The following is a 24,375-nucleotide window of genomic DNA, read 5'->3' on the forward strand; positions in this document are numbered from 1 at the left end:
TTACGCCTCGCCTTTCTCGTCTTTACCAATGACCAGCTTGGTATCGCTCAGGTACATATGACGCGGGACTTGCAGATTGTCCGGCGCCGGCTTGTTCTTGAACACGCGGCCGGCCATGTCGAAGGTCGAGCCATGGCAAGGGCAGAGGAAGCCGCCTTCCCAGTCGTCCGGCAGCGATGGCTGCGGGCCCGGGGTGAATTTCGACGACGGCGAGCAGCCCAGGTGGGTACAGATGCCGACGGCGATGAGGATTTCAGGTTTGCGCGAGCGCCATTCGTTGCGGGCGTACTCGGGTGTGAATTCTTCGGGATTGCGCTTGGAGTCGGCGTCGGCCACCTTGCCGTCGGTCTTCTTCAGCGACTCCACCATTTCCGGCGTGCGCTTGATGATCCAGACCGGCTTGCCGCGCCACTCAACGGTTTTCATTTCGCCGGGATTGAGCGTGGAAATATCCACCTCTACCGGTGCGCCGGCGGCTTTCGCGCGCTCCGACGGCTGGAAAGTGCTTACCAACGCTCCGGCGGTTGCCAGACCCACTACACCACCCGCCGCGCCTGTTGCGACGAGCAATCCGCGGCGGCCGGAATCGACCTGCTTTTCGTTACTCATACAAACCCCAATCAGTCAAAGTGCGAACAAAATCTGAAAACCGTGTACAAACCTGAAAACTGAAAACTTGTTGAAGCACGAATATAGCTTCTAGCAACCTTAAATTATAAGGTAACCGTGTTACGAATTAAAGCAAAAACGTTGCTGTAACCCCAATTCAGCCCGTTTGCGCACCATTTTGGGCGCGCAGACGCAAGCATGGACAATGAATATTGATGCAAGTCAAACTTATAACGTAAATCGCTGTCCAAATGCGCAAAGGGCAAGCGTGTTTGGAATCTAATTGAAAAAATAGTATGATCCAGACGCAGTTTTGTTCACAATTGACCACACCGCGAGGATAAAAAAATGGCAATGATGCAAGAATTTAAAGAATTCGCAATGAAGGGCAATGTGGTCGATCTCGCCGTCGGCGTGATCATCGGTGGCGCCTTCGGCAAGATCGTCGATTCGCTGGTGGCCGACATCATCATGCCGCCGATCAGCAAACTGTTCGGCGGCCTGGATTTCGCCAACTACTACCTGCCGCTGAACGGCCAGGCGACCGGCCTCAGCCTGGTGGAAGCAAAAAAACTGGGCGCCGTATTCGCTTACGGTAATTTTGCTACTATCCTGCTCAACTTCGTCATCCTGGCCTTTGTGATTTTCCAGATGGTGCGGTTGATGAACAAGGCGCGCACGCTGCGCACGACCAAGGAAACCGAGGAAGCCGCCGCCGCGCCGGCGCCGACGCCGGAAGACATCGTGCTGCTGCGCGAAATCCGCGACTCCCTCAAGAAATGATAGGACGCCGCCTCTAGGGCGGCAGGCTGGAAGCTATGCGACGACTCTGGTTATTGTTTGCGCAAACGGTGACCGTCGTACTGGCACTGTATTTCGTCTACTCGGCGGTGACGCCGGAGCGGAGCGCGCCGGTGCGCGTCCAGCAGATGGGCAGTCTCGACCATCCGGCGGCGATGCTGGAGGCCGGCCCGGCCAAGCCGCCGGTGTCGGCGTCCGGGTCCTACCGGGCGGCGGCCGGGCGCGCCATGCCGGCCGTGGTCAACATCGTCACCAGCAAGAAACCCAAGCGCGGCAAGCATCCGCTGCTGCGCGATCCCTTCTTTAAACGCTTCTTCGGCGACCGCGACCGCGACGGCGAGGGCGACGACGAGGAAGCCAGCCTGGGCTCGGGCGTGATCGTCTCGGCCCAAGGCTACATCCTGACCAACAACCACGTGGTGGAGGCGGCCGACGACATCGAAGTGGCGCTGGCCGACGGCCGCAAGGCCGCCGCCAAGGTGGTCGGTACCGATCCCGAGACCGACCTCGCCGTCATCAAGATCGCCTTGGACAAGCTGCCGGTGATCGTGCTGGGCCAGGCCGAGCAGGCGCAGGTGGGCGACGTCGTGCTGGCCATCGGCAACCCCTTCGGCGTCGGCCAGACGGTGACCATGGGCATCATCTCCGCGCTGGGGCGCAACAACCTGCACATCAACCACTTCGAGAACTTCATCCAGACCGACGCCGCGATCAACTTCGGCAATTCCGGCGGCGCGCTGGTGGACGCCAGCGGCAACCTGCTGGGCATCAACTCGGCGATTTATTCGCAGACCGGCGGCTCGGTCGGCATCGGCTTCGCGATCCCGGTCTCGACCGCCAAGTCGGTGATGGAAGCCATCATCAAGTCCGGCCACGTGGTGCGCGGCTGGATCGGCGTCGAGACGCAGGAGATCACGCCGGAGCTGGCCAGCAGCTTCGGGCTCAAGCGGCAAAGCGGCGCCATCATCGCCGGCGTGGTGCGCAACGGCCCGGCCGACAAGGGCGGCATGAAGCCGGGCGACATCCTGCTGTCGGTCGACGACAAGCCGGTCACCGACACCAACGGCATGCTGAATTTGATCGCCCAACTCGTTCCCGGCGGAAAAGCTAAAATGACGGTCTTGCGCAAGAGCCGCGAAACCACGCTGGACATCACGGTCGGCAAGCGTCCGGCCAGCGCCAAATAAGGACTTCCCAAAACATGCATCTGCGCGACCTGACGCAATTCCTCAAGGAACTGGCGGACAACAACAACCGTCCCTGGTTCATCATGAACAAGCCCCGCTACGACATCCTGCGCGAAGAATTCCTGCAAGTGGTGACGGAGATGATCGTCGAGCTGGGCAAGTTCGATCCGGCGGTCAAATTCTGCAATCCGAAGAAGGCGATGTTCCGCATCAACCGCGACGTGCGCTTCGCGCACGACAAGAGCCCGTACAAGACGCGCTTCTCGGCGGCGGTGGCGCCGAACGACCTGCGCCGCCCGAGCAAGGCCGGCGGGCCGACCTACTACATGCAGATCGACGGCAGCGGCAAGCTGCTGTTCGGCGCCGGCGAATACATGCCGCCGCCGCACCGGCTGAAGGCCTTGCGCCAGCATATGGTCGACGACGCGGCCGGCTTCAGCAAGGTGCTGAAGAACAAGAAATTGAAGGCGACCTACGGCGACATCCAGAACGAAGGCAAGCTGATGCGCCCACCGAAAGGCTTCGATGCCGAGCACGAGCACATCGAATACATCAAGCTGAAGAGTTTCTTCGTCTGGACTGAGATCGACGTCCCGATGAACAAGCCCGAGCTGCTGGTACCGATGATCGCCCAGGGGCTGAAAGACGCCTACCCGCTGGTAACCTGGATGCGCGAAGCCAAGGAAGAAGACGTCGAAGAGTAATCCTCGGTCATAATCCGGGGTCAGGTCCAGAACCCGGACACGAGCTGGTCCGTATCGGCTGCTATTGCCGGGGCCGTGTCCGGGTTTTGGACCTGACCCCGGAGTTTAGCGCTTGGCTTTTTCGTCGCGCGGGTCGCGCGAGAGCAGGCGGGCGACCATCGCTTGCGGCTGGTCGCCGTCGAACAGGACGCCGGCGACCGCGTTGGTGATCGGCATGTCGACGCCGAGCTTGGCCGCCAGTTCGCGTACCGCTTTCGAACACGGTACGCCTTCGGCCACGTGGCCCAGTTCCTGTACCACCACATCCAGCGACTTGCCTTGCGCCAGGCCGAGACCGACGCGGCGGTTGCGCGACAGGTCGCCGGTGCACGTCAAAATCAAGTCGCCCATGCCGGTCAGGCCCATGAAGGTTTCGGTCTGGCCGCCCAGCGTCGTGCCCAGGCGCGTGATTTCCGCCAGGCCGCGCGTGATCAGCGCGGCGCGCGCATTCAAACCCAGTCCGAGGCCGTCGGCCACGCCGGTGGCGATCGCCAGCACATTCTTGACCGCGCCGCCGACTTCGACTCCGACCAGGTCTTCGCTGGAGTACACGCGGATGTTGCCGCCGTGGACCGCCGCGACCACGCATTCGCGCAGCGCCGCCGAGTCCGAGGCGATGGTCAGCGCGCACGGCAGGCCCTTGGCCACTTCCTGCGCGAACGACGGTCCCGACAAGGCGCCGCCGGCGACGCCGCTGCCCAGCACTTCGCGCACGATCTGGTGCGGCAGCAGGCCGGTGCCGTATTCAAAGCCCTTGCACAGCCATACCACGTGGCGGATGCCGTGCGGCTTGAGCTGCTCCAGCAACGGCCGCAGCCCCGCCACCGGACAGGCGGCGATCAGCAGGCCGTCGTCGCCGGCCACGTGGGCCAGCGCGGCGTCGAAGTCGGCCGCGACGCCGAGGCCGGCCGGGAACGGATAGCCGGGCAGGTAGTCGGTGTTTTCACGCGCGACGCCCATGGCCTGCAGGGCGGCGCTGTTGCGGCCCCACATCAGCACGTCGTGGCGCTGGGCCAGGGCGATGGCTACGGCGGTGCCCCAGGCGCCTGCGCCGAGCACGCTCACCTTGCGGACGCTGGCCGCCTGTTTGCTGGTTTTATCTTGCATGGGATCTCATTCGGCGCTGAGGGGAGGCGCCGCTACGGCAATTATATGCCCCAGACTTCGGAATTCTTGACGTAACCGACCAGGCCGTCGCGATGACGCACCTTGATCCAGCCGCCGGCGGCCGCTTCGCTCAATTCCAGCAGCACGCCCTTGTCGACGCTGAACACGGCGGCGGCGGCGTCGTCCGGCGTGGCGCGGATTTTCAGGTTGGCGACGCGCACGATGACGTTGCGCTTGGCGCTCAGGCCCTTGGCCTCGGTCCACGCCACTTCGCCGCTGACGTCGCGCACCTTGAGCCATTCGCCGTAGGCCAGCACCACTTCCAGCGGCGCGCCGCGCGGGACGACGAACAGTTTGCCGCCCTTGGTCGAGGGCGCGTCATACAGGATGACGGGGGCGGCGCCTACCGTTTTGAAGTCGAACGCCTGGCTGGCGGCTGCGGCCAGCATCATGGTCAGACCAGCGATCAAACGGGGAATAGTCATTGCTTACCTTGCTGAGGGACAGCGCGCGGAGGCGCGGCGTGTCGGGTGAAACTGCTGCCGGACGCGGAGTCCGGCAGCGTGGACCATCTTAGTGCGTGGTCGCGCCATCGGCGGCTGGTGCTGCCGCGGCCGCTTCGGCGATCGCTTGCATGCGCTGCTGGTAGAACACTTCGAAGTTGATCTCAGCCAGGTGCACTGGTGGGAAACCGGCACGGGTGATCACGTCGGCAATGTTGGCGCGCAGGTAAGGGTAGACGATGTTCGGGCAGCCGATACCCAGCAGCGGATCCAGCTGGTCCGCAGGGATGTTGCGTGCTTCGAAGATGCCGGCTTGCTTGCCTTCAACCAGGAAAGCGACTTTGTCTTTGACTTTGGCGGTCACGGTGATGGTGACGGTCGACTCGAAGATGCCGTCGGCCAGTGGCTCGGCGCCGACGTCCAGCGCGACTTCAATGGTCGGGGCTTCCTGTTCCAGGAAGATTGCTGGCGAGTTCGGTTGTTCCAGCGACATGTCTTTCAGGTAGACGCGTTGGATTTGGAATACTGGTTGCAGGTTTTCTTCAGACATGGAACGCTTTCGTTATAGTGAAAACGAGCGGCACGCGCCGCTCAAATGATGTTTTGGTATGGCTTGAAAGACAGCTCAAATCAAACGCGAGGGCAATTGTATCAAAACCATTATGGTTTCAAAGGATTTCCGCCCGCGCGTTGTATTTGAGGGCCGTTAGCCATTTAACAAGGGCGACAAACCGCCAGCTTGATCCAGCGCATACAGATCGTCGAAACCGCCGACATGGGTCTCGCCGATATAGATCTGCGGCACGGTGCGGCGGCCGGTCTTTTGCATCATCAGCATGCGCTGCTCCGGATCCAGGTCGACCCGGATCTTCTTCAGACCGGTGACGCCCTTGGCTTCCAGCAGGCGCTCGGCGCGGATGCAGTACGGGCATACGGCGGTGGTATACATGATCACTTCGGTAGTCATCTTGTTTCCTTCCTCTTATTTTGCCAATGGCAGGCCGGCTTTTTGCCATGCGGCAATACCACCGTCCAGATTGACTACGTCCGCGAAGCCGGCCTTGGCCAGCTTGGCCGCTGCCGACGAGGCGCGCGCGCCGCTCTTGCACACCACAACCACGCTCTTGCTCTTGAACTTGTCCAGTTCGCCGATGCGCTTGTCGAGCTCGGCCAGGGGGATATTCTTTGCTTCCGGCAAGTGACCCTCCGCAAACTCCTTCGCATCGCGTACATCTACAATGGTGGCTTTGCTGCGGTTTATCAACATCGTCACGTCCTGCGGGGTCGCGTTTTTGCCGCGCCGGGTCAGGGCCGGCCACAGCAGGGCGCCGCCCGAAATCAGCACGATGGCGATGAGTAAAATATTGTCGATGAAGAATTTCACAGGGTTCCAATGGTTTAAGTCAATCCGCGCATTATAAAATAGAAGCTGGAAGAGTTCTTAAAGCATCGGTTTTCCGTCCCGTCCACTCCTTTATTGAAGATAGTTCACATGTATAAAATCGTATTCATGCGCCATGGCGAGTCCACCTGGAACCTCTCGAACCGCTTTACCGGTTGGACCGACGTCGACCTGACCGAAAAGGGTGTCGCCGAGGCCAAGGCGGCCGGCAAGGTGCTGAAAGAGTCCGGCTATACCTTCGACCTGGCCTACACCTCGGTGCTGAAGCGCGCCGTACGCACGCTGTGGCTGGCGCTGGACGAGATGGATATGATGTACCTGCCGATCAAGAACGACTGGCGCCTGAACGAACGCCACTACGGCGCGCTGCAGGGCCTGGACAAGGCGGAGACCGCCGCCAAGTACGGCGACGAGCAGGTGCTGGTATGGCGCCGCAGCTACGACACGCCGCCGCCGCCGCTGGACGCGAGCGACGACCGCGCCTCGTTCAACGATCCGCGCTACGCCGGCCTGTCCAAGGACCAGATCCCGCTGACCGAATGCCTGAAAGACACCGTGGCCCGCGTGATGCCGGCCTGGGATGAGGAAATCGCCCCGGCCATCCGCGCCGGTAAGAAAATCATCATCTCGGCCCACGGCAACAGCCTGCGCGCGGTGATCAAGATGCTCGACGGCATCAGCGACAACGACATCGTCGGCCTCAACATCCCGAACGGCCAGCCGCTGGTCTACGAGCTGGACGAGAACCTGAAGCCGATCCGCCACTACTACCTCGGCGACGCCGATGCCATCGCCGCCGCCCAGGCAGCGGTCGCCAACCAGGGCAAGGCCAAGTAATTTGTCGCATTCTTCATTCCGTAAGTGGGGCGGCGCAGGTGTGGCAACTGCGCTGCTGTTGATGGTGACGCTGGCGGCGGCGCAGGCCGCGCCGTTCGGCAAGACCACCGAGCGCAGCAAGCAGAAAGCGGCGGCCGAGGTCGAGCGCGCCGGCTTGCAGCAAAAGCTCAGTGCGCTCAAGCGCGACATCAGCAAGACCGAAAGCGCCAAGGACGACGCGGCCGACACGTTGGCCGAGTCCGAACAGGCGATTTCGGACGCCAACCGCGCGCTGCGCGACCTGTCGCAGGAGCAGGGCGATACCAATACCAAGCTGCAACAGCTGTCGGTCGAGCACGACCGGCTGGCGGCCACGGTCGCCCAGCAAAAGCAGCAACTGGCCCAGCTATTGCGCGAGCAGTACGTGGCCGGCAATGAAGACCGCATCAAGCTGCTGCTGTCCGGGGACAACCCCAACCGCATCAACCGCGATCTGCAGATGATGGCCTATGTGTCGCAGGCGCAGGCGCGCCTGCTGGACGCCTTGCGCGCCAACCTGAAGGCGGTGGAAGTGAACCAGGCCGAAGCGCAGAACGCCAAGGATGAACTGGAAGAAATCGCGCAGGAACAACTGCAGCAAAAATCCAGGCTGGAACAGGAAAAGACCCGCCGCGCCGCGCTGCTGACCACCTTGTCGAAGAAACTGGTGGCCCAGCGCAAGGAAGCGGGCAACGTCGAGCGCGACGAGCAGCGCATCACCGGCCTGGTCGACAAGCTGAACAAGCTGATCGCCGAACAGGCCGCCGCTGCCGCCGCCGAGAAGAAACGCCAGGAACAATTGGCCGCGGCCCGCGCCGAGGCCAAGGCCAAGGCGGACGCCGAAGCGCGCGCGCTGGCCCGCGCCAAGGCCGACGCCAAGGCCGCGGCGGAAGCCGAGCGCCAGCGCCTGGCCAAGGCCAACGCCGGCAAGTCCGGCACCATCAAGCCGGCCCAGCCGACGCAGCCGCCGGCCCCGGTCAAGCTCGATCCGATCGACGCCGACGAGCCGAAAGTGGCGGCCAAGCCGGTCGAGGAACCAAGCCAGCCGGCCGCCAAGGCGGCCGACATCGCCCTTGCCCCGGCCGCGCCGGCCGGCGCCTTCGCCAGCCTCAAGGGCCAGCTGCGGCCGCCGGTCGCCGGCAAGGTGGCGGCCAAGTTCGGCGCCAAGCGCGGCGACGGCCCGACCTGGAAGGGCTTGTTCATCAAGGCCGCCGAAGGCGCCGACGTGCGTGCCGTGGCCGGCGGCAGGGTGGTGTTCGCCGACTGGCTGCGCGGCTTCGGCAACCTGATCATCGTCGATCACGGCGGCCAGTACATGAGCATTTACGGCTATAACCAGTCGCTGCTCAAGCGGGCCGGCGATATCGTCAAGGCCGGCGATCCGATTGCCAGCGCAGGTAACAGCGGCGGCAACGAGGAATCGGGGCTATACTTTGAACTTCGCCATCAGGGCACAGCATTCGATCCGGCTGGCTGGGTCAAGTTTTAAGGTTTGCGGAAAAAAATGGGCAACAAAGTCAAGAGCATCGGCCTGATCGGCCTCGGGATGGTGGCTGGTGTTGCCGCCTCCTTGCAGTTTTCCGCCATCGCGCAAAAAGTCACCGGCTCGCCGCTGCCGCTGGAAGAACTGCGCCAACTGTCCGACGTGTTCGGACTGATCAAGACCGACTACGTCGAAAACGTCGACGACAAGAAATTGCTGGCTGAAGCCATCACCGGCATGGTGTCGTCGCTGGATCCGCATTCGGTTTACCTGGACAAGAAGGCCTTCCGCGAAATGCGCGAAGCCGTGGCCGGCAAGTTCGTCGGCATCGGCGTCGAGGTCGGCATGGAGGACGGCTACATCAAGGTCGTCTCGCCGATCGAGGACACGCCCGCCTTCAAGGCCGGCATCAAGGCCGGTGACCTGATCACACGCATCGACGGCGTGCTGATCAAGGGCAGCTCGTTGGACGAAAGCGTCAAGAAGATGCGCGGCGAGCCGCATTCCAAGGTCAGCGTCACCATCAGCCGCAAGGACGAGGACAAGCCGCTGGTGTTCAACATCACGCGCGAGGAAATTCGCGTGCAGAGCGTCAAGGCCAAGATCGTCGAGCCGGGCTATGCCTGGGTGCGCATCTCGCAGTTCCAGGAACCGACCGTCGAGGACATGGCGAAAAAGATCACCGCCCTGTACGCGCAAGACCCGCACATCAAGGGCCTGGTGCTGGACCTGCGCAACGATCCGGGCGGCGTGGTGCCGGGCGCGATCGGCGTCTCGGCCGCCTTCCTGCCCAAGGATAGCGTGATCGTCTCGACCAACGGCCAGCTGCTGACCTCCAAGGAGACTTTCTACGGCCGCAGCGAGTTCTACGCGCCGCGCGCCAAGACCGATCCGCTGGCCAAGCTGCCGGCCGCGCTGAAGGATGTGCCGATGGTGGTGCTGGTCAACGCCGGTTCGGCCTCGGCCTCGGAAATCGTCGCCGGCGCGCTGCAGGACTACAAGCGCGCCACCATCATGGGCACGCAGACCTTCGGCAAGGGCTCGGTGCAGACGCTGCGCCAGCTGACCGCCGATACCGCCGTCAAGCTGACCACGGCGCGCTACTACACGCCGCACAACCGCTCGATCCAGGCGCGCGGCATCGTGCCGGACCTGATGGTCGACGAAACCGCCGACGGCGACGGCTTGAACCGCCTGCGCGTGCGCGAAGCCGATCTGCAAAAACACCTCGGCAACGACAAGGATCCGGAAGACGACGCCGCCAAGAAAGCCCTGACGGCCCAGCGCGACCAGCTGGAAGACGAGCAGCGCCTGTCCGCGCTGGCGAAGAAATCCAAACCGGTGGAATTCGGCTCCAAGGACGACTTCCAGCTGGCGCAGGCGCTCAACCACTTCAAGGGCTTGCCGGTCAAGCTGTCGCAAGTGGAAGCGACGCCCGCCGCGGTCGGCGATGTCGGCGAGAGCAAGTCCGACATCAAGCCCGAAGTGAAACCTGAAACCAAACCCAAGGCGACCGACAAGAAGCCCGCCTTGAAACAGCCCGCCACCCCCTAACGGCCAGCGCGCCGCTGCCGCATTGAGACGATGAACGACTCACAACTGCTGCGCTATTCGCGCCATATCCTGCTCGACGAAATCGGCATCGAAGGCCAGCAAAAGCTGCTGGCCGCGCATGCGCTGGTGATCGGCGCCGGCGGCCTCGGTTCGCCGGCGGCGATGTACCTGGCGTCGGCCGGCGTCGGCCGCATCACGCTGGTCGACAACGACACCGTCGACCTGACCAACCTGCAGCGCCAGATCGCCCACACCACGGAACGCGTCGGCCAGTCCAAGGCGGCATCGGCGCGCATCACGCTGCAGCAGATCAATCCCGAGATCACCGTCACCGCATTGAACGAACGCGTCGACGACGCCCGCCTGGCGGAATTGGTGTCCGACGCCGACGTGGTGCTGGACTGCACCGACAACTTCGCCACCCGCCACGCCGTCAACCGCGCCTGCGTGGCGGCGCGCAAGCCGCTGGTGTCCGGCGCCGTGATCCGCTTCGACGGCCAGGTCAGCGTGTTCGATCCGCGCGGCGGCGAGCTGCCCTGCTATTCATGCCTGTTCCCGCAAGACCAGCGGTTCGAGGACGTGGCCTGCTCGACCATGGGCGTGTTCGCGCCGCTGGTGGGCGTGGTCGGCGCCATGCAGGCGGCCGAAGCGCTCAAGCTGCTGATGGGCGTGGGCGCATCGCTGGCGGGGCGCCTGATGATGCTCGACGGCCTGCACATGGAATGGACCAGCATCGGCGTGGGCCGCAACGGCGACTGCCCGGTCTGCGCACAGAATAAAACTTAAAAGGAGATCTATCTTGTTGATGAAACGACTCGCCGTACTCCCCCTGGCCCTGGCTGCGGCCTTCGGCGCGCAGGCCGCCACCACCACCAAATACCTGATCATCTCGGAGAACACCAAGCAGATCGGCGAGCAGGTGGTCGAGCGCCTGGACGACGGCCTGATCAAGGTACGCTTCATCTACAAGGACAACGGCCGTGGCCCCGAGTTGACGGAGCAGTTCCGCCTCGGCGCGGACGGCACCATGACCGAATACTCGGTCAAGGGCAATTCCACCTACGGCGCCGTGGTCGACGAGCACTTCACCCGCAAGGGCGACCAGGCCGAGTGGAAATCGACCTCCGAGCAGGGCAAGAAGACCGTCAGCGGCCCGGCCGCCTACCTGCCGCTGAACGGCTCCTTCGAAGTGGAGTCGATCGCCATCGCCGCGCTGGCCGCCACGCCGGACGGCAAGCTGCCGCTGCTGCCGTCCGGCACGCTGTCGCAGCGCGAACTCGATCGCGTCGAAGTCACCAGCGGCAGCGGCCAGAAACAGACCGTGCGCCTGCTGGCGCAGACCGGCGTCGGCCTGTCGCCATCGTTCTACTGGGCCACCTCCGGCGACAAGCCGCGCCTGTTCGGCGTGATCATCCCCGGTTTCGCCAACATGCTGGAAGAGGGCTGGCAAGCCGTCGCGCCGGAACTGGCCGCGCGCCAGAAGACCGCCGAAAGCCGGATGCTGGCCGATGTCGCCGCCAAGCTGCAGCATCCGCTCACCGGCCTGACCGTGGTGCGCAACGCCCGCGTGTTCGACAGCGAAAAGGCCACCGTCGGCCCGGCCTCCGATATCTATGTGCTGCGCGGCCGCATCACCGCCGTGCTGCCCGCCGGCTCGCCGGTGCGCGACGCCGACAACACCATCGACGCCGCCGGCCGCATCGTGCTGCCCGGCCTGTTCGACCTGCACGGCCACGTGGACCGCTGGTCCGGCGCGCTGGACATGTCGACCGGCGTGACCAGCGTGCGCGACATGGGCAACGACAACACCCAACTGCAGGCGATCCTGGACGAAACCGCCGCCGGCAAGCTGCTGGCGCCGCAGGTGGTGCCGGCCGGCTTCCTGGAGGGAGAAAGCCCGTTCAGCGCCAATCTCGGCTTCATCATCAAGGACCTGCAGGGCGCGAAGGATGCGATCGACTGGTACGCGGAGCGCGGCTATCCGCAACTGAAGATCTACAACTCCTTCCCGAAAGCGATCCTGAAGGACACCGTCGCCTACGCCCACCGCCGTGGCATGCGCGTCTCCGGCCACATCCCGGCCGGCCTGCGCGCGCAGGAGGCGCTGGACGCCGGCTATGACGAGATCCAGCACATCAACCAGGTGCTGCTGAACTTCCTGGTCAAGCCGGACACCGAGACCCGCAACCTGAACCGCTTCGTGCTGCCGGCCGAGAAGGTGGCCGACCTGGACTTCAACTCCAAGCCGGTCAAGGACTTCGTCGCCCTGCTGGCGAAGAAGCAGATTTCCATCGACCCGACCATGGCCACCTTCGCCTTCCTCAAGCAGCGCGACGGCGACATGAACGAGCCGTATGCGGCGGTGGCCTCGCACATGCCGCCGGACGTGGCGCGCGGCTTCTCGGTCGGCACCATGAAGATCGACGGCGACGCGGCGCTCAAGCGCTATGAAAAGTCCTACGCCAAGATGGTCGAATTCGTCGGCATCATGTACAAGGCCGGCGTGCCGATCGTGGCCGGCACCGACGATATCGCCGGCTTCACGCTGCATTCCGAGCTGGCGCTGCTGGTCAAGGCCGGGCTGACCCCGGCCCAGGCGCTGCAGGTGGCGACCCGCAACGGCGCCCGCTACACCCGCACCAGCAATGACCGCGGCAGCATCGCGGCCGGCAAGCTGGCCGACCTGGTGCTGGTGGACGGCGATCCGACCAAGAATATCGAGGACGTGCGCAAGGTGTCGGCGGTGATCACGCGCGGCTTCCTGATCTACCCGGCGGAGATCGATGCGGCGCTGGGCATCGCGCCGTTCGTCAAGGATGCGCCGCAGCCGGTGAGAACCGCAGTCAAGGCGGCGGGGATTAACACCGGCAGCAACGAGGGCGCCCGCGCCCGCATCGACGCCAGCGCGCACAAGCGCCACTAGAGGTAAGACGATGTAAAGAAACTGTCATATTAAGGACTGTTTAAGCGCAAAAGCGGATAAATCACGGTCGAATGTCGCTCCTGCCGTGATTCCGCCTTATACTCTGCACTCACTTTAATTTGTTATCAATTTATGAAAAAATTCTCGATCTCCCGCCGCGCCGCACGCGGCTTTACGCTGATTGAAATTATGGTGGTGGTGGTCATCATGGGCGTGCTGGCCGCACTGGTCGTGCCCAAGCTGCTGAGCCGCACCGGCGAATCCAAAGTGGCCGCCGCCAAGGTCGACATCGCGACCGTGATGCAGGCGTTGAAACTGTATAAACTGGATAACTCGCGCTACCCGACCACCGAGCAGGGCCTGCAGGCGCTGCTGGTCAAGCCGACCTCCGGCCCGGCCGCCAACGGCTGGAAGGCCGGCGGCTACCTGGAAAAGATGCCGAAAGACCCGTGGGGCAATGCGTACCAGATGCTGTCCCCCGGCGTCAAAGGTGAAATCGACGTGTTCTCCTACGGCGCCGACGGCGCCCCGGGCGGCACCGGCGACGACGCCGACATCGGCTCCTGGGATAACTGATCGCGGAAGGATCGCGGATCATGCGCGCCGCTCGCCGGCTGAACCGTGGGTTCACGCTGATCGAACTGCTGGTGGTGATGGTCATCCTGGGCATCATGCTGGGCGTGGTGTCGCTTAAGGCCATGCCGAGCCAGAAGCAGTCCCTGCAGCAGGACGCCCAGCGCGTCGCGCTGCTGCTGCAACTGGCGCGCGACGAGGCCATCGTCCGCAACCGCCAGATCGCCTTCGAGGCGGGGCCGGACAGCTACCGCTTCCTGATCCGCAACGACAAGCAGTGGGACGTGGCGGTGCAGGACGACCTGCTGCGCGCGCGCGACTTCAAGCAAGGCCCGCTGACGCTGATGCTGGACCCGCCGCCGAATGTGCAGGACCTCAGCCTGCGCATCATCTTCGGCCGCGAGCCGGTCGACAAACCCTTTGTGCTGACCATGACCGGCAGCGACGGCAGCAGCGTCGCCATCCGCGCCGACGGCATCGGCCATTTCACGGTGGATTGAGCATGCGGCCATTACCCAAACAAGCGCGCGGCTTCACGCTGCTGGAAGTGCTGGTGGCGCTGGTGATCGTCGGCACCGCGCTGGGCGCCTCGCTGCGCGCGGTCGGCAGCCTGACGCAAAACAGCGACGGCCTGCGCAGCGCCATGATGGCCACCTGGTCGGCCGAGAACCGGCTGGTGCAGATGCGCTTGTCCAGGCTGTTTCCGGCGGTCGGCAAGCAAACCTATGAGTGCCCGCAGGGCGATTTGAAACTGATGTGCGAAGAGGAAGTCATCGCCAGCCCGAATCCGCGCTTCCGCCGCGTCGAGGTCAGCGTCTATGCGCAAGACCATCCGGAACGCCGCATCATCAAGCTGGTCCAACTGGTGTTGAACGGATGACGCGGATGAACACCTTCGCGCGCCGCAACGGCTTCACGCTGATCGAACTGCTGGTGGCGATCACCATCCTGGCCTTCATCGCGGTGCTGGGCTGGCGCGGCCTGGACGGCATCATCCGCTCGCGCAGCGCGCTGACGTCGCAGATGGAGCAGACCCGCGGCCTGCAACTGGCGTTCGCGCAGATGCAGAGCGATTGCGAAAACCTGGCCACCTCCTCGCTGCTGCGCAGCCGCGCCTACATGCAGGTCGAGGACAACCGCATCACGCTGGTGCGCATGGTGCTGGGGGAAAACCAGGCCACGCGCCTGCAGGTGGTGTCCTACCGCGTGCGCGACGGCGTGCTGACGCGGCGCGAATCGTCGTCCACGCGCGACCTGCTGCAGCTCGACAGCCTGTGGCAGGCGGCGCTGGCCGATACCGATCCGTCCGTCAGCGTGGCGCTGCAGTCGGACGTGGAGAACATGAGCATGCGCTACTGGATGCCGGCCACCAGCGCCGGCGCCGCCGGCTGGCGCGCCGCCGCCGGTGTATCGACGGCGGCCACCGCCGCCGCCGTGCCGGCGCCGCTGCTGGCGTCCACCGCCAGCACGCCGACCGGACTGGAAGTGTCGCTGGCGCTGCGCGGCCAGGAAGTGCCGATGGTGAAGTCGTTCCTGCTGGGGGCGATATGATGCCGCGCATGCCGCGGCGCCAGCGCGGCGTGGCCGTCATCACGGCGCTGCTGCTGACGACGCTGGCGGTGACCATCGTCGCCAGCCTGTTCTGGCAGCAGCAGGTGCAGGTGCGCTCGATGGAAAACCAGCGCCTGCAACTGCAAACGCGCTGGATATTGCGCGGCGCGCTGGACCTGAGCCGACTGATCTTGAACCAGGACTTCATGGATGCGCCGAATTTCACGCAGCTCAACGGCATCTGGGCCACGCCGCTGGAGGAAACGCGGCTGGACGACTATATCGAGCGCGAGCGCCTGCAAGGCGAAAGTTTCAACGCCACCCTCTCGGGCAAGATGGTGGACGCTCAATCGCGCTACAATCTTGCCAACCTGGCGAGTGGTAAAAAGATTAACACCGATGAGCTGGCCGTGTTCGAGCGCCTGCTGGCCAACCTGAAGCTGGATTCCAACCTGGCGCCGGCGGCGGCCAGCCTGGTGGCGAACGCGCAGAAGGCGGTACCGGCGGCGGCTTCCGGCACGGGCACGGGCGGCACCGTCACGCAGCAGAATCCGAGCCAGTCGTCCGGCGGCGCGGAGCCGATGGACCTGGTGCGGGTGGAGGATTTGTTGGCGGTCAGCGGTTTTACGCCGCAGGCCATCGAGCAGCTGCGCGACTACGTCATCATCCTGCCGTCGGCGACGCCGGTGAACGTGAACACGGCGCCGGCGGAGCTGGTCGCTGCGCTGGTGCCGAACCTGTCGTTGTCGGACGCGGCGGCGGTGGTGAGCAGCCGCAACCGCGGCCTGTACTACCGCGACGTCTCCGGCTTCACGTCGGTGGCGCAGGTCGCCGCCGCGCTGCGCGCGACGGCCGGCGTGGCGATGGTCACGGTGGCCGTCAAGAGCAATTACTTCCTGGCGTTCAGCCGGGTTCGGCTGGACAGGGCGTCGCTCGATACGCAGTCGCTGCTATCGCGGCCGGGCACGCCGAACACCTCGGTGGTTTGGATACGGGAAAACTAGAACAAGTATGGACGACAGCGTGAACGAAAGCGAGACCCTTTGACTACACTATTTATCCGCTATCCGGCCAAGGCCAGCGTCGACAGCGGCGCGGCCCAGACCTGCCCGTTCGCGCTGATCGGCGACGGCGGCAACCTGCTGCAGCAGGGCGCCTCGCCGCTGGGCAATCTCGGCGACCTGGTGGCGTCGTCGCGCCGCGTGGTGCTGCTGCTGGCCGCCTCGGACGCGACGCTGCTGCGCCTCAAGACGCCGCCGCTGTCGGCGGCCCGCCTCAAGGCCGCCTTGCCGGCGCTGGTGGAAGAACAGGTGCTGGGCGATCCGGCCGACTGCGTGCTGGCCGCCACCGCCGCCGACGCCGAAGGCATGCGCACCGTCGCCGTGGTGCAGCGCGCCTGGCTGGAGGTGCTGGTCAAGGCGTTGCAGGCGCAGGGCGCGCACAGCATCTCGGCCGTGCCGTCGCAGCTGTGCCTGCCGTTCCAGCCGGGTTCCGTCTCGGCCGCGCTGACGCTGGGCGACACCGGCTATGAACTGATCATGCGCCAGTCGCAGTACGAAGGCCTGGGCCTGGCGCTGCCGGCGCAGCCGCAGGCCGCGCTGCAGACGCTGCATGCGCTGGCCGGCGACCAGCCGGTCACGCTGTACCTGGCGCCGGCGCAGATGAAGCAGATGGAGGTGCTGGCCGCCGACGTGCCGCACCTGACCCTGGCCGAAGACCATTGGCAGCACTGGGCCGCCGCCGCGCGCGGCGCCGGGCTGGACCTGGCGCCGGCGCTGGGCGCCAGCGGCGCCGCCGCGCGCCAGTGGCAGCGCTGGCGCTGGCCGGTGCGCATCGCCGCGCTGGCGGTGCTGGTCAACGTGGTGGGCATCAATGTCGAATGGCTGCGCCTCAAGCGCGAAGCGGCCGCCGTGACGCAGTCGCAGGCGCAGATCTTCAAGGCCGCCTATCCGAAGGAGCTGGTCATCTACGACCGGCTGGAGCAGATGCGCAAGAATATTTCGCTGGTCAAGGCCGCCGGCGGCCAGGCCAGCGCCGATGAATTCACCGCGCTGTGCGCCAGCTTCGGCGAGGCGCTGAACGTCCTGCCGCGCAAGGACATCATCGCCTCGCTGGACTACAAGGAGCGCGCGCTGCTGGTCAAGGTCAAGCCGAATACCGTGGACGCGGCGGCGATGGCGCAGCTGCGCTCGGCGCTGACCGGCCGCAAGCTGGATCTGTCGGAGACCGGTCCGGGCGCGTGGCAAATCCGTCCCGCCAGCGACGGAGGGAAAAAATCATGAGCAAACTGAATCAATCGCTACAAAACCTGCGCGCCCAGGCCGCCGCCTTCTGGCAGGTGCGCACCGAGCAGGAACGCAAGCTGCTGACCGTCGGCGGCGTGGTGGTCGGGCTGGCGTTGTTCTACAGCCTGCTGGTCGATCCGGCGTTGAGCGGCCGCGACAAGCTGCGCAAGCAGCTGCCGGAGCTGCGCCAGCAGGAAGCGGAGATGCAGGCGCTGGCGCGCGAGGCGGCGTCGCTGCAGGGCCAGAGCAACATCGCGCCGCCGCCGATGACGCGCGACAGCCTGAACGCCGGCCTGTCGGCGCGCGGCCTGAACCCGCAGTCGGTCAACGTCACCGGCGAATACGCCAAGCTGCAGTTCAACGGCGCGCAGTTCGCCGGCCTGGTGGCGTGGCTGGACGCGGTGCGCACCGAAAGCCGCATCAACGTCGCCGAGGCCGCCATTACCGCGCAGGACACGCCGGGCGTGGTCAACGCCACGCTGACCCTGCGCCAGGGCGGCCAATGATGCAAAAAGGATGTGCATGAAGCGCGCCATGTTATGGTTGCTGACCATCGCGCTGACCGTGGTGCTGACGCTGGCGGTGTTCTTCCCGGCGACATGGCTGGGGGCGCTGGTCGAGCAGCGCACCGGCGGCCGTTTGACGCTGGGGGACGCGCAGGGTACGCTGTGGCGCGGCTCGGCCTTTATCGGCGGCGCGGCCAGCGGCGACAGCCCGGTCACGCCGCTGCTGCCGGGCCGGTTCAGCTGGAAGATTTCGCCGCTGGCGCTGGTCGGCATGGTCGACCTGCAGCTGGAGAACAGCGAGGCGCTGGCGCAGCCGGTCACCTTCAAGGGCGGCTGGTCGCAATGGAAGCTGAGTCCGTCGGCCCTGCTGCTGCCGGCCGAGGGCCTGTCCGGCCTGGGGGCGCCGTTGAACACGATCGCGCCGAGCGGCACCATGCGCCTGTCGTGGACCGGGCTGGAGCTGGCGCTGGAAAATCGCCAGCTCGCGATCAACGGCCGCACCACGCTGGAGATGAGCGACATGGCCTCGCGGCTGTCGTCGATCCGGCCGCTGGGCAGTTATGCGCTGGCGCTGGACTGGAGCGGCCAGCAGGCGCAGTTGTCGCTGAGTTCGGTCAAGGGGCCGCTGCTGCTGAGCGGCCGCGGTAGTTTGAACAACGGCCGCCTGCAGTTTTCCGGGCAGGCCGAGGCAGCACAAGGGCAGGAGGAGGCGCTGGCCAACCTGCTGAATTTGCTGGGCCAGCGCAAGCCGGGTAGTGAGCGCAACATCATCGCATTAGAGTTCCATTAAAGATAAAAGTTCAGACAATGAAAAAACAGTCCGTGAGCAAATCCAATCTTCCCGCGCTGCGCCGCCTGAGCGCGGGTGCGATGCTGTGCTGTGCGATGGCCGCCGCGCCCACCGCTGCGCTGTTGCCGGCGACGGCCCATGCCGCCGCCGACGACGCCGCGCTGAACTTTGTCGGCGCCGATATCGAGTCGGTGATCAAGGCCGTCGGCCACTACACCAACATCACCTTCGTCATCGACCCGCGCGTCAAGGGCACGCTGACGGTGGTGTCGGAAAAACCGGTCACCAAGTCGCAGGCCTTCAGCCTGCTGACCTCCGCGCTGCGCCTGCAAGGCTACGCCGTGGTCAGCGGCGACGGCTACGCCAAGGTGGTGCCGGAAGCGGACGCCAAGCTGCAATCGGGACCGACCCAGGTCGGCTCGGCGCCGACCACCATCAAGGGCGACCAGATCGTCAGCCAGATCTTCCACCTCAATTACGAATCGGCCGCCAACGTGGTGACGGTGCTGCGGCCGCTGATCTCGCCGAACAACACCATCAACGCCAACCCGGGCAACAACACCGTGGTGGTGACCGACTACGCGGACAACCTGAAGCGCCTGGCCAAGATCGTCGCCGCGCTCGACGCGCCGGCGGTGGCCGACCTGGACGTGATCCCGGTGCGCTACGCCATCGCCAGCGACCTGGCATCGATGGTCAACAAGCTGCTGGACGGTTCCGGCGCGGGCGCCGGCGGCGGCGACGCGGGCAAGGTCAGCGTGCTGGCCGATCCGCGCACCAATTCGCTGGTGCTGCGGGCGCCGTCGGCGGCGCGCTCCAACCTGGCCAAGTCGCTGATCGCCAAGCTCGACCAGCCGACCCAGGAGCTGGGCAATGTGCACGTGGTCTACCTGAAGAACGCCGAAGCGACCAAGCTGGCGCAGACGCTGCGCTCGGTGGTTTCCGGCGACGTGTCGCAGACCAACACCAGCGGCAGCGGCACCTCGGGCCAGAACACCGCCGGCGGCCTGGGCGGCAGCAGCAGCAACACCGGCAATACCGGCATGGGCGGCAGCACCTCGGGCAGCAGCAGTTCCGGCCCGAGCAATCCGCTGCTGACCGGCTCCAACTCGCAGCAGCAGAACAGCGGCGGCAGCGCCGGCTTCATCCAGGCCGACGCCTCCACCAACACGCTGATCATCACCGCGCCGGAATCGGTGTACCGCAACCTGCGCGCCGTGATCGACCAGCTGGACGTGCGCCGCGCGCAGGTCTACATCGAATCGCTGATCGTCGAAGTCACCTCCGACAAGGCCTCCGAATTCGGCGTGCAGTGGGTCGGCGCGACCGGCGACTCCAACAGCACCTACCGCGTCGGCGGCCTGCAGTCGTTCACCACCGGCGGCACCACCAACACGCTGACCTCGATCTATGCCGGCAATGGCGCCGTGGTGCCGAGCAACGGCCTGTCGGTCGGCATCTTCAAGCAGGTCGGCGGCGCGCTGGGCCTGGGCGCGCTGGCGCACTCGCTGGAATCGGACGGCAACGCCAACATCCTGTCGACGCCGAACATGATCACGCTGGACAACGAGCTGGCCACCATCCGCGTCGGCCAGAACGTGCCTATCCTGACCGGCCAGTTCACCACCAGCGCCGGCACCAACACCAGCCCGTTCCAGACCATCGACCGCAAGGACGTCGGCCTGACGCTGAAAGTGCGGCCGCAGATTTCCGAGGGCGGCACCATCAAGATGGCGATCTATCACGAGACCTCCAGCGTCGACAAGTCGACCCTGACGGCCACCGCCGGCATCACGCTGAACAACCGGGTGATCGAGAACAACGTCATCGCCGACGACGGCCAGATCATCGTGCTGGGCGGCCTGATCGAGGATACCGAGGGCGACGGCACCGACAAGGTGCGCGGCCTGGGCGACATCCCGGTGCTGGGCAACCTGTTCAAGTACCAGACCCGCACCCGCAAGAAAACCAACCTGATGGTGTTCCTGCGCCCTGTGGTCATCCGCAGCAAGGAGCAGAGCACCAGCCTGGCGACCGACCGCTACGACTACATGCGCAGCCAGCAGGGCGCGATCAAGCCGCCGGAAAGCATCCTGGTCGAGGACCTGGGCCAGCCTATGCTGCCGCAGCTGCAGAACGGCGTGCCGGCCAGCGGCGGTCCCGTGGCCAAGCCGGTGCCGCCGGCGCCGTTCCCGGCCAAGGGGCCGGGTGCCGAAAACGTCCAACCGCAACCGCAGCCGCAGCAGTGATATGAGTAACTTGCTCCCTTACGCCTTCGCCCGCGATTTCGTGGTGCTGGCCCAGTACAGCGAAGAGGCGGAACACACCGTCGACGTGCTGGTGTGCGGCGCCACCGCGCCGGCCGCCATCGCCGAGGTGTCGCGCCGCTTCGGCCGCATCCAGCTCAAGAACATGACGCGCGCCGACCTGGAGATCGCCATCGCCGCGGCCTACGCCAGCTCGGGCGGCAACGCCTCGATGGTGGCCGAGGAGTTCGACGCCAATCTCGACCTGACCAAGCTGCTGCAGGACGTGCCGGCCATCGAGGACTTGCTGGAATCGTCCGACGACGCGCCGGTGATCCGCATGATCAACGCGCTGCTGACGCAGGCGCTGCGCGACAGCGCGTCGGACATCCACATCGAGCCGTTCGAGCAGACCTCGGTGGTGCGCTTCCGCGTCGACGGCTCGCTGCGCGACGTGGTCCGCCCGCGCAAGGCGATCCACGGTTCGCTGATCTCGCGCATCAAGATCATGGCGCAGCTGGACATCGCCGAGAAGCGCCTGCCGCAGGACGGCCGCATCACGCTGCGCATCGGCGGCAAGCCGGTCGACGTGCGCGTCTCGACGCTGCCGACCGGCCACGGCGAACGCGCGGTGCTGCGCCTGCTGGACAAGGAAGCGGGCCGCCTCGACCTGAACCACCTGGGCATGAGCGAGACCATGCTGCCCAAGTTCGACGCCCTGATCAACCAGCCGCACGGCATCGTGCTGGTGACCGGCCCGACCGGCTCGGGCAAGACCACCACGCTGTACGCGGCGCTGGCGCTGCTCAACGCGGCCACCACCAACATCATGACGGTGGAAGACCCGATCGAATACGACTTGAACGGCGTCGGCCAGACCCAGGTCAATCCGCGCATCGACATGACCTTCGCCAAGGCGCTGCGCGCGATCCTGCGCCAGGACCCGGACGTCATCATGATCGGCGAGATCCGCGACCTGGAAACCGCGCAGATCGCGGTGCAGGCCTCGCTGACCGGCCACCTGGTGCTGGCCACGCTGCACACCAACGACGCCGCCGCCGCCGTCACCCGCCTGCTGGACATGGGCATCGAGCCGTTCCTGCTGTCGTCGACCTTGCTGGGCGTGCTGGCGCAGCGGCTGGTGCGCAAGCTGTGCGGCCATTGCAAGACCCACGACGGCCAGTTCTGGCATGCGGTGGGTTGCGAGCATTGCGGCCACACCGGCTACCAGGGCCGGGTCGGCGTCTACGAATTCCTCGAGACGACGGAACAGATCCGCGCGCAGATCCACAACCGCGCGTCCGAGGCGGAAGTCAAGACCGCCGCCATCGCCAGCGGCATGCAGACCATGCGCGACGACGGCGAGCGTTGGCTGAAGGCCGGCGTGACCACGCAGGCCGAGCTGCTGCGCGTGACCAAAGACTAGGCGACCGACGATGCCCGCATTCCGTTATGAAGCCGTCGACGCCGGCGGCGCCACCAAGAAGGGCGTGCTGAACGCCGACAGCGCGCGTTCGGCCCGTTCCGAGCTGCGCACGCAGGGCCTGGTGCCGCTCAAGGTCGACGCCATCGCCGCCCAGGTCGACGCCGCCGGCGTGGCCAAGAGCCGCGGCTTCGGCGAGCGCCTGTCGGCCACCGAGCTGGCGCTGTTCACGCGCCAGCTGGCCAGCCTGCTGGAAGCCGGCCTGCCGCTGGAGCAGGCCTTTACCGCCTTGCTGGAACAGGCCGAGCGTCCGTACATGCGCGACCTGATCGCCTCGATCCGCTCCGAAGTGATCGGCGGCGCCGCGCTGTCCGACGTGCTGGGACGGCATCCGCGCGACTTCGCCGAGATCTACCGCGCGCTGGTGGCGTCGGGCGAGCAGATCGGCCAGCTGTCGCGCGTGCTGTCGCGCCTGGCCGACTACATCGAGCGCCGCAACGCCTTGATCCAGAAGGTGCGCCTGGCGTTCACCTATCCGGCCATCGTGACGGTGGTGGCGTTCTCGATCGTGATCTTCCTGCTGACCTACGTGGTGCCGCAGATCGTCTCGGTGTTCGCCAACACCAAGCAGAAGCTGCCCGTCCTGACCGTCGTCATGCTGGCGGTGTCGGACTTCGTGCGCAACTACGGCATCGTGGTGGCGATCGCGCTGGTCGGCGCCTGGTTCATGTGGCGGCGCGCGCTGCAGAATCCCGCGCTGAAGCGGCGCTGGCACACCTGGCTGCTGACCGCGCCGCTGTACGGCAAATTCGAGCGCAGCCTGAACACGGCGCGCTTCGCCAGCACGCTGGCGATCACCACCGGTTCCGGCGTGCCGATCCTGCGCGCGCTGGAGACCAGCCGCGACACGCTGTCCAACGTCGCCATGCAGGAGCTGGTGGAAGAGGCCAGCGACGGCGTGCGCGAAGGCGTCAGCCTGGCGCGCGCGCTGTCGGCGCAAAAGCATTTTCCGCCGATGCTGATCCACATGATCCGCGCCGGCGAGATCACCGGCGAGCTGCCGGCCATGCTGGACCGCGCCGCCGCCGCGCAGGAATCGGATCTGGAACGCCGCACGCTGACCATCGCCGGCCTGCTGGAACCGGCGCTGATCCTGGCGATGGGCGTGGTGGTGCTGCTGATCGTGCTGGCCGTGCTGATGCCTATCATCGAAATTAATCAGCTGGTACGCTGAAAAGGAAGCTATGAAGCGTTTGCCCTTATTCGTGACTGTTCTCGCCGTGGTGCTGTTGTCGGCATCGCTGGCCTACTGGGGACTGCAGTTGTTCAAGCCGCAGCAGCGCGCGATCGCCGCGCCGCCGGCGCCGCCCGCGATGGCGCTCAATATCGACGCCGCCAAAGGCCTGTTCGGCGGCCAGATCGCCGTCGCCGCCGTCAGCAACTACCAGCTGAAGGGCGTGGTCGCCGCGCGCGGCGAAGACAGCGCGGCCATCCTGTCGGTCGACAACAAGCCGGCCGAGGCGGTCGCGGTCGGCAAGGAAGTGGTGCCGGGCGTGCTGGTCAAGGAAGTCTATCCGCGCTACGTGCTGCTGTCCGAGGGCGGCGTGATCAAGCGCGTCGACCTGCCGAGCGACGCCGGCATCTCCAGCGGCCCGCCGGCCATGCCCGGCCAGCAGCAACAGCAGATGCCGCCGCAGCAGCCGGTTCAGCCGATCCAGCCGCAGCCCTCGCCGCCGGCGCCACCGCCGCCATCGCAGCCGCCGCCGCAATCGCAGCGCTCCAGCGTCGCGCCGATGACCATCGCCCCGATCCCCAGCACCGACCGACAATAGGT

Annotated in this window: 26 protein-coding genes; 20 read left to right on the forward strand and 6 right to left on the reverse strand. The window is 65.6% G+C overall.

What is annotated here, in order from left to right:
• The gene (gene petA, locus ACEN9F_RS20035) at window positions 1–609 is read right to left on the reverse strand and encodes a ubiquinol-cytochrome c reductase iron-sulfur subunit (protein ID WP_413422628.1); all 609 of its coding nucleotides are present in this window, start codon (window positions 607–609) and stop codon (window positions 1–3) included.
• Between the two features lie 348 nt (window positions 610–957).
• On the opposite strand from petA, the gene mscL reads away from it, so the two are divergent.
• From mscL to ACEN9F_RS20050, 3 genes are read left to right on the forward strand one after another with little or no spacing between them, the layout of a single operon-like run.
• Window positions 958–1,392, forward strand: coding sequence for a large conductance mechanosensitive channel protein MscL (gene mscL, locus ACEN9F_RS20040; protein ID WP_413422630.1), 435 nt, complete (start codon window positions 958–960; stop codon window positions 1,390–1,392).
• Window positions 1,393–1,427: 35 nt separating this feature from the next.
• On the forward strand, window positions 1,428–2,597 hold the full coding sequence (locus tag ACEN9F_RS20045) for a Do family serine endopeptidase (protein WP_413422632.1): 1,170 nt from the start codon (window positions 1,428–1,430) through the stop codon (window positions 2,595–2,597).
• 14 nt (window positions 2,598–2,611) lie between these two features.
• Window positions 2,612–3,301 (forward strand): DUF2461 domain-containing protein, encoded by a 690-nt coding sequence (locus tag ACEN9F_RS20050; RefSeq protein WP_413422634.1) that lies wholly within the window; start codon window positions 2,612–2,614, stop codon window positions 3,299–3,301.
• A 105-nt stretch (window positions 3,302–3,406) separates the two neighbouring features.
• On the opposite strand, the gene ACEN9F_RS20055 is transcribed toward ACEN9F_RS20050, so the two are convergent.
• From ACEN9F_RS20055 to ACEN9F_RS20075, 5 genes are all read right to left on the reverse strand, one after another.
• Complete coding sequence (locus ACEN9F_RS20055; protein WP_413422636.1) at window positions 3,407–4,447, reverse strand: NAD(P)H-dependent glycerol-3-phosphate dehydrogenase; 1,041 nt, start codon at window positions 4,445–4,447, stop codon at window positions 3,407–3,409.
• A gap of 41 nt (window positions 4,448–4,488) precedes the next feature.
• Complete coding sequence (locus ACEN9F_RS20060) at window positions 4,489–4,932, reverse strand: SH3 domain-containing protein (protein ID WP_413422638.1); 444 nt, start codon at window positions 4,930–4,932, stop codon at window positions 4,489–4,491.
• Window positions 4,933–5,020: 88 nt separating this feature from the next.
• The gene (gene secB, locus ACEN9F_RS20065; protein ID WP_413422640.1) at window positions 5,021–5,500 is read right to left on the reverse strand and encodes a protein-export chaperone SecB; all 480 of its coding nucleotides are present in this window, start codon (window positions 5,498–5,500) and stop codon (window positions 5,021–5,023) included.
• Between the two features lie 156 nt (window positions 5,501–5,656).
• Entirely contained in the window at window positions 5,657–5,917 is a 261-nt protein-coding gene (grxC, locus tag ACEN9F_RS20070) for a glutaredoxin 3 (protein ID WP_413422642.1), read from the reverse strand.
• Between the two features lie 15 nt (window positions 5,918–5,932).
• A complete protein-coding gene (locus ACEN9F_RS20075) occupies window positions 5,933–6,334 on the reverse strand; it encodes a rhodanese-like domain-containing protein (protein WP_413422644.1) in 402 nt (133 codons plus the stop codon).
• A gap of 108 nt (window positions 6,335–6,442) precedes the next feature.
• On the opposite strand from ACEN9F_RS20075, the gene gpmA reads away from it, so the two are divergent.
• The 17 genes from gpmA (at window position 6,443) to ACEN9F_RS20160 (ending at window position 24,373) form a co-directional block, all read left to right on the forward strand.
• Window positions 6,443–7,189: a 2,3-diphosphoglycerate-dependent phosphoglycerate mutase gene (gpmA, locus tag ACEN9F_RS20080; protein WP_413422646.1), complete on the forward strand. Its 747-nt coding sequence runs from the start codon at window positions 6,443–6,445 to the stop codon at window positions 7,187–7,189.
• Window positions 7,190–7,250: 61 nt separating this feature from the next.
• Complete coding sequence (locus tag ACEN9F_RS20085) at window positions 7,251–8,696, forward strand: murein hydrolase activator EnvC family protein (protein ID WP_413427119.1); 1,446 nt, start codon at window positions 7,251–7,253, stop codon at window positions 8,694–8,696.
• A 15-nt stretch (window positions 8,697–8,711) separates the two neighbouring features.
• Complete coding sequence (locus ACEN9F_RS20090) at window positions 8,712–10,244, forward strand: S41 family peptidase (RefSeq protein WP_413422648.1); 1,533 nt, start codon at window positions 8,712–8,714, stop codon at window positions 10,242–10,244.
• 30 nt (window positions 10,245–10,274) lie between these two features.
• Window positions 10,275–11,030 (forward strand): HesA/MoeB/ThiF family protein, encoded by a 756-nt coding sequence (locus tag ACEN9F_RS20095; RefSeq protein WP_413422650.1) that lies wholly within the window; start codon window positions 10,275–10,277, stop codon window positions 11,028–11,030.
• Between the two features lie 19 nt (window positions 11,031–11,049).
• Complete coding sequence (locus ACEN9F_RS20100; protein ID WP_413422652.1) at window positions 11,050–13,167, forward strand: amidohydrolase family protein; 2,118 nt, start codon at window positions 11,050–11,052, stop codon at window positions 13,165–13,167.
• A 132-nt stretch (window positions 13,168–13,299) separates the two neighbouring features.
• Complete coding sequence (gene gspG / locus ACEN9F_RS20105; RefSeq protein ID WP_413422654.1) at window positions 13,300–13,743, forward strand: type II secretion system major pseudopilin GspG; 444 nt, start codon at window positions 13,300–13,302, stop codon at window positions 13,741–13,743.
• A 20-nt stretch (window positions 13,744–13,763) separates the two neighbouring features.
• Window positions 13,764–14,240: a type II secretion system minor pseudopilin GspH gene (gene gspH, locus ACEN9F_RS20110; protein ID WP_413422656.1), complete on the forward strand. Its 477-nt coding sequence runs from the start codon at window positions 13,764–13,766 to the stop codon at window positions 14,238–14,240.
• Between the two features lie 2 nt (window positions 14,241–14,242).
• Window positions 14,243–14,620, forward strand: coding sequence for a type II secretion system minor pseudopilin GspI (gene gspI, locus ACEN9F_RS20115; protein ID WP_413422657.1), 378 nt, complete (start codon window positions 14,243–14,245; stop codon window positions 14,618–14,620).
• 5 nt (window positions 14,621–14,625) lie between these two features.
• Window positions 14,626–15,291, forward strand: a complete 666-nt coding sequence (locus ACEN9F_RS20120) for a type II secretion system protein J (protein WP_413422659.1) — start codon at window positions 14,626–14,628, stop codon at window positions 15,289–15,291.
• Window positions 15,288–16,295 carry a type II secretion system minor pseudopilin GspK gene (gspK, locus tag ACEN9F_RS20125; RefSeq protein ID WP_413422661.1) on the forward strand — a complete coding sequence of 336 codons (1,008 nt, stop codon included), beginning with the start codon at window positions 15,288–15,290 and terminating at the stop codon, window positions 16,293–16,295. The genes ACEN9F_RS20120 and gspK overlap by 4 nt, the downstream gene beginning before the upstream one ends.
• Before the next feature lie 39 nt (window positions 16,296–16,334).
• Entirely contained in the window at window positions 16,335–17,573 is a 1,239-nt protein-coding gene (gene gspL / locus ACEN9F_RS20130; RefSeq protein WP_413422663.1) for a type II secretion system protein GspL, read from the forward strand.
• Window positions 17,570–18,082, forward strand: a complete 513-nt coding sequence (gene gspM, locus ACEN9F_RS20135) for a type II secretion system protein GspM (protein WP_413422665.1) — start codon at window positions 17,570–17,572, stop codon at window positions 18,080–18,082. The genes gspL and gspM overlap by 4 nt, the downstream gene beginning before the upstream one ends.
• Before the next feature lie 16 nt (window positions 18,083–18,098).
• Entirely contained in the window at window positions 18,099–18,872 is a 774-nt protein-coding gene (gspN, locus tag ACEN9F_RS20140) for a type II secretion system protein N (RefSeq protein WP_413422667.1), read from the forward strand.
• A gap of 17 nt (window positions 18,873–18,889) precedes the next feature.
• Window positions 18,890–21,121 (forward strand): type II secretion system secretin GspD, encoded by a 2,232-nt coding sequence (gene gspD, locus ACEN9F_RS20145; protein WP_413422669.1) that lies wholly within the window; start codon window positions 18,890–18,892, stop codon window positions 21,119–21,121.
• 1 nt (window position 21,122) lies between these two features.
• Entirely contained in the window at window positions 21,123–22,544 is a 1,422-nt protein-coding gene (gene gspE / locus ACEN9F_RS20150; RefSeq protein WP_413422670.1) for a type II secretion system ATPase GspE, read from the forward strand.
• Window positions 22,545–22,554: 10 nt separating this feature from the next.
• Window positions 22,555–23,775: a type II secretion system inner membrane protein GspF gene (gene gspF, locus ACEN9F_RS20155; RefSeq protein WP_413422672.1), complete on the forward strand. Its 1,221-nt coding sequence runs from the start codon at window positions 22,555–22,557 to the stop codon at window positions 23,773–23,775.
• Between the two features lie 31 nt (window positions 23,776–23,806).
• Window positions 23,807–24,373 carry a type II secretion system protein N gene (locus ACEN9F_RS20160; RefSeq protein WP_413422674.1) on the forward strand — a complete coding sequence of 189 codons (567 nt, stop codon included), beginning with the start codon at window positions 23,807–23,809 and terminating at the stop codon, window positions 24,371–24,373.
• The last annotated feature ends 2 nt before the right edge of the window (window positions 24,374–24,375 follow it).

The sequence above is a fragment of the Duganella sp. CT11-25 genome (assembly GCF_047302815.1).
GTDB lineage: Bacteria > Pseudomonadota > Gammaproteobacteria > Burkholderiales > Burkholderiaceae_D > Rugamonas.

What these genes read in the sequence shown, in the direction of transcription:
- petA (WP_413422628.1), bottom strand. Translation starts at nt 609, where the DNA reads ATGAGTAACGAAAAGCAGGTCGATTCCGGCCGCCGCGGATTGCTCGTC.
- mscL (WP_413422630.1), top strand. Translation starts at nt 958, where the DNA reads ATGGCAATGATGCAAGAATTTAAAGAATTCGCAATGAAGGGCAATGTG.
- ACEN9F_RS20045 (WP_413422632.1), top strand. Translation starts at nt 1,428, where the DNA reads ATGCGACGACTCTGGTTATTGTTTGCGCAAACGGTGACCGTCGTACTG.
- ACEN9F_RS20050 (WP_413422634.1), top strand. Translation starts at nt 2,612, where the DNA reads ATGCATCTGCGCGACCTGACGCAATTCCTCAAGGAACTGGCGGACAAC.
- ACEN9F_RS20055 (WP_413422636.1), bottom strand. Translation starts at nt 4,447, where the DNA reads ATGCAAGATAAAACCAGCAAACAGGCGGCCAGCGTCCGCAAGGTGAGC.
- ACEN9F_RS20060 (WP_413422638.1), bottom strand. Translation starts at nt 4,932, where the DNA reads ATGACTATTCCCCGTTTGATCGCTGGTCTGACCATGATGCTGGCCGCA.
- secB (WP_413422640.1), bottom strand. Translation starts at nt 5,500, where the DNA reads ATGTCTGAAGAAAACCTGCAACCAGTATTCCAAATCCAACGCGTCTAC.
- grxC (WP_413422642.1), bottom strand. Translation starts at nt 5,917, where the DNA reads ATGACTACCGAAGTGATCATGTATACCACCGCCGTATGCCCGTACTGC.
- gpmA (WP_413422646.1), top strand. Translation starts at nt 6,443, where the DNA reads ATGTATAAAATCGTATTCATGCGCCATGGCGAGTCCACCTGGAACCTC.
- ACEN9F_RS20085 (WP_413427119.1), top strand. Translation starts at nt 7,251, where the DNA reads ATGGTGACGCTGGCGGCGGCGCAGGCCGCGCCGTTCGGCAAGACCACC.
- ACEN9F_RS20090 (WP_413422648.1), top strand. Translation starts at nt 8,712, where the DNA reads ATGGGCAACAAAGTCAAGAGCATCGGCCTGATCGGCCTCGGGATGGTG.
- ACEN9F_RS20095 (WP_413422650.1), top strand. Translation starts at nt 10,275, where the DNA reads ATGAACGACTCACAACTGCTGCGCTATTCGCGCCATATCCTGCTCGAC.
- ACEN9F_RS20100 (WP_413422652.1), top strand. Translation starts at nt 11,050, where the DNA reads ATGAAACGACTCGCCGTACTCCCCCTGGCCCTGGCTGCGGCCTTCGGC.
- gspG (WP_413422654.1), top strand. Translation starts at nt 13,300, where the DNA reads ATGAAAAAATTCTCGATCTCCCGCCGCGCCGCACGCGGCTTTACGCTG.
- gspH (WP_413422656.1), top strand. Translation starts at nt 13,764, where the DNA reads ATGCGCGCCGCTCGCCGGCTGAACCGTGGGTTCACGCTGATCGAACTG.
- gspI (WP_413422657.1), top strand. Translation starts at nt 14,243, where the DNA reads ATGCGGCCATTACCCAAACAAGCGCGCGGCTTCACGCTGCTGGAAGTG.
- ACEN9F_RS20120 (WP_413422659.1), top strand. Translation starts at nt 14,626, where the DNA reads ATGAACACCTTCGCGCGCCGCAACGGCTTCACGCTGATCGAACTGCTG.
- gspK (WP_413422661.1), top strand. Translation starts at nt 15,288, where the DNA reads ATGATGCCGCGCATGCCGCGGCGCCAGCGCGGCGTGGCCGTCATCACG.
- gspM (WP_413422665.1), top strand. Translation starts at nt 17,570, where the DNA reads ATGAGCAAACTGAATCAATCGCTACAAAACCTGCGCGCCCAGGCCGCC.
- gspN (WP_413422667.1), top strand. Translation starts at nt 18,099, where the DNA reads ATGAAGCGCGCCATGTTATGGTTGCTGACCATCGCGCTGACCGTGGTG.
- gspD (WP_413422669.1), top strand. Translation starts at nt 18,890, where the DNA reads ATGAAAAAACAGTCCGTGAGCAAATCCAATCTTCCCGCGCTGCGCCGC.
- gspE (WP_413422670.1), top strand. Translation starts at nt 21,123, where the DNA reads ATGAGTAACTTGCTCCCTTACGCCTTCGCCCGCGATTTCGTGGTGCTG.
- gspF (WP_413422672.1), top strand. Translation starts at nt 22,555, where the DNA reads ATGCCCGCATTCCGTTATGAAGCCGTCGACGCCGGCGGCGCCACCAAG.